The following is a 5,275-nucleotide window of genomic DNA, read 5'->3' on the forward strand; positions in this document are numbered from 1 at the left end:
GGCGGGAGGCGGTGGAACACTATCACCTTTAGGTGATAGAAACTTATTAATTAGTATAGTTGAATTAGTATAGTTCGTTGGACTATTAGTCCACCCCCCCATGTCTATTAGTCCACCCCTATTTGGTTTTTCAGAGGTCTGTTTATGGGTACGACTATTAGTCACCCCATCTTCGGTGAAGGGGTCTTTTAAGGCTTCCACTATGTAAAGGTTCGATTTCCCTTCGGCGATACGGCTTATAATCTGGATGAACCCCATTTCGACCAGGTTGGCTAATTCCCGTTGCACCTGTCTAACGCTCATGCCGCCTTCTTCTGCAATAGTCTGATGGGAGGGCCAACATTTATGAGTAGTATTATTAGCGTGATACAAAAGCGATTCATAGACTAGTCTGCCATAGACTCCCATACGTCTACCGTAGTAAGTGAAAATCAGATTGTCCAACTGTGTAAATGAATGAAAGCCCTTACCTAATCTAACCTCATGCTCCGCGGTATCTTCATTTTGCATAGCGATTGCCTCCTTCCGTGATATAGTAGGCGTTGCTGGTGCTGTCGCTGGCATTGCTTTGAATTTCAATAATCCCCGCATCTGCCAGTATCTTTAAACAACGCTCTACCTGCGAGACGCTACTACACGCTATCGCAGCAAGCATTTGATGAGTAGGAGAGCAAGAACCAGTCGTATTGTTAACAAAGCAGAGCAAAGCGATATAGACCGCGATAACGGAAGAAGAAGCCTCCGGCAATTTGTTCAGTCTGTTTTTCACTACCTCACTGGAGAACATCCCAAAGGGCGTGTCTTGATATACCCCAATAGGGGCGGTATCCTCATTCTGCATGGTGGTAACTCCTTCCTGTAATTTTGGGTGCGCTAATACGCGCAATGTCGTTAACAGACATATTCTCGTCTCTCCTTCTTAAACTTTCTATAAGTAAGAATTGGGATTGGCGGACGTGGGTAGGGCAAGAACTAGAAAATAAGTGTATTCCTATTCTTAATTATATCACATATTTAACTAGTTGTAAACTATGCTTGTGATAATCACTCCAGCAAATGTTAGTCGCTTTAGCGGTGTTATGAACATAGTGTAAACTCATAGCATCCCCTTCTGATACCCCTTCGGTTTTTCGGCATGCCTTAACTCATCCTGTGTCCAAGACTGTGTTCTGGTTGTCGGCGTTCGGTTTACCAGCCCCTCATTGGCTAACCGCTTCTTTTCTACCGCCAAACCATAAACCGGATAGACTTCGAGACAGTCAGGACATGTAACTTGGCTGCGTTGAACTACTACTCCTTCCGAGATTAGTTGAGCCAATAACAAAGTTGCCTCAGCGTAAGTGAAACCACCTCGCCGGCATATTGTCGGTATTGCTGCTACAACCAAATACTCCAGTATGAGCAGTAATCGTTTTAGTGGATATTCGGGTAGAACGATGTTGCCTAGCGTATCTGGTACGTAATCAGGTTGGTGCATAACTATTCTGTGTTTTAGTGTTGTTGTGCAGTGGAGAGGATATATATGGTAGGATGAAAGTAGTATTTTAAAATGCTGAACATTATGCTAGTATGCAGCATTTGATATATAGACTAAATGTTCTATGGTAGATTAGCAAATGCTAAACGATTTGTCAATATCAAAAAGCGGCTTTTTCGCATTATTTTTGATTTTATTTAATAATAATCGCTTAATTCCCCTGCTTTAAGTTACTGTTGGCTTATTAACATTTGTGAGGTTGTAGCCCCACTTGAGGTCTATTTATCGGCATAAAATGAAACTGCCTAGTAACTTGCTACCCAATGATGTGGAAATGTTACGTATGTTAGTTTCAGCCATATGTTCACAACGCCACAAACGAAAGGCTTAACAAACAGGTTAGGCTATTCAACAATAATCGCACTAGAGGGAAACCAAACACCTTTTGTCCCCCAAACCATCCTCTACGGGTTAGCATTTCAATTAACGAGTTTTATAAATTGATGCGAAATGTAGTTTACAAAACAGAACAAATGGGTTATAATTATATTATATAAAGGTACTTTATCCCTTCCCAATGCTCTATTCCTTTATGTAGCGTTCCACCATTCTAGGGTTGAAAAGTAGAACTTTTACCCGCCCACCCAATTGAAAAGGTATATATATGGTTGCATCAACCGTACCCCCTGCTCCTGTCGGAGCGGGGTTCTTTGATTCTTTTGATTTGCGTTTCCAGCCTACTATGGTCCGTCTCGGTGACCGTCTCCGCTTCAATCATCTAACCGATAATGGGCAGTGGGGAGCAGATGAGTATGCTATTGTTACCGAGTTCTCTCGTACCGTTCACCCCCAAGGTTGGGTCACCATCCACTTTTCTCCAGACCCGAAACGTTTCGCCGACCAACAGGCGAAGCCCGGTTACTTTGAAGCCTCCACCGTGGTGTCCTACGGCACTTTTGCCCCCATCCGGGAAGCTGGCTTCCTCTCCCCTCCCGACCTTTCCGTTACTCATTGCCCTGCTACCGGTCTCTACCTTGATGAACCTATTGAGCAACCTGCTGTGGTTGGAACGGCTATTGCTGAAGTGGTTGAAGGCGAAGAAGTGGCTGAACCGTTGGAGTTCGCCCTCCCTGCCACTCTCAAACCCTTCCTGCCTATCCGCTTTGAACGTGTTACCGACGACCTCTTTCTCGTGGTTCTCGACTGATACTACCGTACCGCTAAGGTCGGGGTTCTGTACCCCGACTTTGGTTTGCCCTATCTTAAAAGGAGCAATCCTATGAACGAATTGATACTAGATTTCCGCAGAGGCTCTCGCACTGGCGATTCCGCTTTAGCCTACCTAATACTCGGCAGTAAGCAGTTGAACGTTATCCGGCTCGACTCCTTCCAATTGCAATCGCCAGATTATGCCCCGCATGCTTACAAAGCTTCTTGGTTGGCGAAACGCTTGGAAACTGCCTTCCAAATGCTTTCGCATGTTACCCGCGATTGGGTCTTGCGGGATGGGCAGGCGCTTCTACTCAAAACTCTCTTACCCGCACCTAGGCATGGCAAACTCACCGAAGAATGGGGGCTGCTGCTGTACGAACCGGCGAACCGCTTTGATGGTCGCTGGTGGACTACCAATTCCGGTACTAATCATCCCGTTTCGTTGGCTATGGCATTTAACGCGCTCTTAAAAGAACAGGTTACCAACCTACCGCCACTGCTCAAACCCGATGAACCCTGGATGCCCTACTTCTTCTTGCAACCGCCCCCTCTCGCCACCATTAACGTGGGGACGGTTAAACAGTATGTAGAACGAGCCAGAATTAACCGAGTGTTGGAGGTGCTGGTATTTGGGCGCATCGCCGGTCAAGTATGGCAATACGAGGACGGTTGGTTTCATGACCGGCTGCCAAATACCGATACCCCCTTTGCTGGTATGAACGCGGCGGCTGAGGATTTGTTGTCCCGTATTGTCCCTTGGTGGGGACTTGAAACCGATTTGGAGAATGCAATATGAACCCGAAGAATTTCGATAAGAACGCTATTACTCCAACTGAAGCCAGACTTGACCCAAAGGACGGCTTCACCAGAACTGCCCTCAAACTGACCTCCGGGGTTGCCGGTAGCATTGATGTGCTGAAACCGGATGGTACGCCCCTCTGCCGCTTGAACATCTCTTACTTTGGGGAGGGGAGAGGCGGCAATGTTGATGTTATCCCACCCAGTGACCTCACCATTACGGCATTGGCGTGGGATAAAGGCACAGGCATTCTCAGGCAGCAACTACCCGCCGGTAATCTGCTGGCGGCTGACTTACAGCCTTCTGTTATCTCAGATGGTGGTGACAACTCTAAAAATACCGGGAATGGAGGCAGTAAATGACGGAATATGAGTTCTACCGCAATACTAGCCCCGGTCTAATGATGGCGCTATATCGCAACCGCTATCACAAGTACCTGACCTTTACGGAAGCCGAAAAAGAACTGGTCGAATTGCGCTTCTTCTTTCGCTCCGAGTCAAAGGCTGGTCGGACATACGACACTGTTGCGGCTCTGTGGCAAGCCTTCGCCCAAAGCAATGACCGCTCTGCTGCCAAACGAGACAACTTTAATATGCTCACTGAAAGGAACTCCAATGACTGAATTGCGTGTAGCTCATCAACTGAAACTTGTGACGCTGGAAGAACCCGGCTATTCGCTGGAGTTGTACACCTACACCGGAGCCGGTAGCGCCGCCGGGCAATCCACTACTGTGGAAACGCTTGGTACAATCACCATGCCAATAGACACCGACCTTGAATACTACCCAGAACTAGAATTTGGCTTACCTTGCGTGCGTTACCAGAACCGTAATTACCTCTCGCCGAGAGACGCGGTTCTCGCCATCCTGCAAGAAAAAGGTTTCACCGACATCAACAGTTGGGTTATGCCAGAGTACCCCTTCTATCTCGTTACCCGCAACAACGACCAAGTGAAGGACTATCTCAACAACGGTGCATATATCCGTTGGCGCATTGGTGACCGCTATTTCCTGATAGAAGTTGAGGACAGAGAGGTGAACTACTATCACGGGCGATTAAGTAGCGGTCTGCAACTCGGCTGTGGGGATGTGTTCCGTTCTCCAAGTATTGCGACACTCGCCATCATTCAGATGTCAGGGGACAGCTTACCAGTCTCTCTTTATCTAGCGTGATACATCACCCCGACATTTGCCGCAATTGTCATACACAGGTCATACACAGCCGGTTTTTTTCTAGCCGGCTTTTTTCTTAAAATAGGAGCATAGCTTATGAAACCAGAAGGTACAAAGGAAGCTGCCTTGAGAAAGCTTCGCCTCGCTCTAGCCCACCTCCAACTACAACAGGCGCAGAAAACCGATGTCGGTTTGGAGATACAAACCAATGCCGCGATGCGTGCCGTCAAGCTGTTAATCGAGATTGTTGAACAGAATGAGGGGGTGCAATTGTGAGCATCTTTAGCGTTATGCTCGATGGCTGTTTCGGTCCTTGTTTCGCCCTTACCGCCGATTACATCCCTAGCGACCCCATCCAAGAAGAAGTTGATTGGTGCGCTCACTGTGACGAGATGCTGGACTGCTGCACTTGTGCCGACCCCAATCTGACCAAGTGGTTAGTGTACCGTTGTCCCGACTGTGACCGCCGAGTTCGCATCGCCGCTTGGGAACTGCATATGTGCGACCCGGACGACCTTAAAAGCGACTATGACGAAAGGAACGAACAATGAAGCGAAAGGATAAGGAGTAACCTTATGCAAATACCAGATAACCATCCTGAGCTAAATAGGCTAC

The 5,275-nt window shown here is 47.5% G+C and carries 10 protein-coding genes; 7 read left to right on the top strand and 3 right to left on the bottom strand.

Features of this window, described 5'->3' with window-relative positions; all coding sequences use genetic code 11:
• From WCK19_RS18165 to WCK19_RS18175, 3 genes are all read right to left on the bottom strand, one after another.
• Positions 1–510: helix-turn-helix domain-containing protein (locus WCK19_RS18165; protein ID WP_342398819.1), on the bottom strand; the 510-nt coding region annotated here is incomplete at its 3' end.
• Positions 500–841, bottom strand: a complete 342-nt coding sequence (locus WCK19_RS18170) for a phage replisome organizer N-terminal domain-containing protein (RefSeq protein WP_342398820.1) — start codon at positions 839–841, stop codon at positions 500–502. The genes WCK19_RS18165 and WCK19_RS18170, both read right to left, overlap by 11 nt.
• 255 nt (positions 842–1,096) lie before the next feature.
• Positions 1,097–1,477, bottom strand: a complete 381-nt coding sequence (locus WCK19_RS18175) for a hypothetical protein (RefSeq protein WP_342398821.1) — start codon at positions 1,475–1,477, stop codon at positions 1,097–1,099.
• A 664-nt stretch (positions 1,478–2,141) separates the two neighbouring features.
• Here WCK19_RS18175 and WCK19_RS18180 point away from each other — a divergent pair.
• The 7 genes from WCK19_RS18180 to WCK19_RS18210 all read left to right on the top strand — a co-directional run bounded on the left by WCK19_RS18180 (position 2,142) and on the right by WCK19_RS18210 (position 5,211).
• A complete protein-coding gene (locus WCK19_RS18180; RefSeq protein WP_342398822.1) occupies positions 2,142–2,684 on the top strand; it encodes a hypothetical protein in 543 nt (180 codons plus the stop codon).
• A gap of 72 nt (positions 2,685–2,756) precedes the next feature.
• Positions 2,757–3,485 carry a hypothetical protein gene (locus tag WCK19_RS18185; RefSeq protein ID WP_342398823.1) on the top strand — a complete coding sequence of 243 codons (729 nt, stop codon included), beginning with the start codon at positions 2,757–2,759 and terminating at the stop codon, positions 3,483–3,485.
• A complete protein-coding gene (locus tag WCK19_RS18190; protein WP_342398824.1) occupies positions 3,482–3,850 on the top strand; it encodes a hypothetical protein in 369 nt (122 codons plus the stop codon). Before WCK19_RS18185 ends, WCK19_RS18190 begins: the two co-directional genes overlap by 4 nt.
• Complete coding sequence (locus tag WCK19_RS18195; protein WP_342398825.1) at positions 3,847–4,110, top strand: hypothetical protein; 264 nt, start codon at positions 3,847–3,849, stop codon at positions 4,108–4,110. The genes WCK19_RS18190 and WCK19_RS18195 overlap by 4 nt, the downstream gene beginning before the upstream one ends.
• Positions 4,103–4,660 carry a hypothetical protein gene (locus tag WCK19_RS18200; RefSeq protein WP_342398826.1) on the top strand — a complete coding sequence of 186 codons (558 nt, stop codon included), beginning with the start codon at positions 4,103–4,105 and terminating at the stop codon, positions 4,658–4,660. Before WCK19_RS18195 ends, WCK19_RS18200 begins: the two co-directional genes overlap by 8 nt.
• 96 nt (positions 4,661–4,756) lie before the next feature.
• The gene (locus tag WCK19_RS18205; RefSeq protein WP_342398827.1) at positions 4,757–4,936 is read left to right on the top strand and encodes a hypothetical protein; all 180 of its coding nucleotides are present in this window, start codon (positions 4,757–4,759) and stop codon (positions 4,934–4,936) included.
• Positions 4,933–5,211 (top strand): hypothetical protein, encoded by a 279-nt coding sequence (locus WCK19_RS18210; RefSeq protein ID WP_342398828.1) that lies wholly within the window; start codon positions 4,933–4,935, stop codon positions 5,209–5,211. Before WCK19_RS18205 ends, WCK19_RS18210 begins: the two co-directional genes overlap by 4 nt.
• The last annotated feature ends 64 nt before the right edge of the window (positions 5,212–5,275 follow it).

Origin of the sequence: Candidatus Chlorohelix sp. (assembly GCF_037138995.1) — a bacterium.
In the GTDB taxonomy this organism is placed as follows: domain Bacteria; phylum Chloroflexota; class Chloroflexia; order Chloroheliales; family Chloroheliaceae; genus Chlorohelix.